General features: G+C 37.1%; 1 protein-coding gene. It reads left to right on the top strand.

The window, feature by feature from the left end; all coding sequences use genetic code 11:
* Nucleotides 1-388, top strand: a 388-nt coding sequence (locus I6F37_RS44285; RefSeq protein WP_225155028.1) for a hypothetical protein, incomplete at both ends; no start/stop codon positions are given.

The raw sequence follows: 388 nt of genomic DNA on the forward strand, positions 1-388 counted from the left end.
GTGCTTGGCGGTGTTACCCCATTTTTAATTGCGATTGTCATTATGATTGCGGTCTACTATTTCACAACGAGTCATCTTGATTTTACTGCCGCTAATAATGATGCTCAGATTCATAAGCAGAAATCATTATCACCTGGATGGTGGTTTGATGCGATTAACTATGCAAGCTTGCAAATTGCTGCTGCCTTCAGCTTCTTATCAGTGATGGGTAGTAAAGTTAAGTATCGTGACTCAACGTTATACGGGGGCTTAATTGGCGGTTTAATCATTACATTTTTACTCATGATGATTAACCTAGGCTTAATTTCTCAATTCGATAAAATTAAACACGTCGATTTACCTACATTAAAATTAGCGACACAAATGTCTCCGTCAATTGGTATTATTA

Source organism: Bradyrhizobium sp. NBAIM08, assembly GCF_020193935.1.
GTDB lineage: Bacteria > Pseudomonadota > Alphaproteobacteria > Rhizobiales > Xanthobacteraceae > Bradyrhizobium > Bradyrhizobium yuanmingense.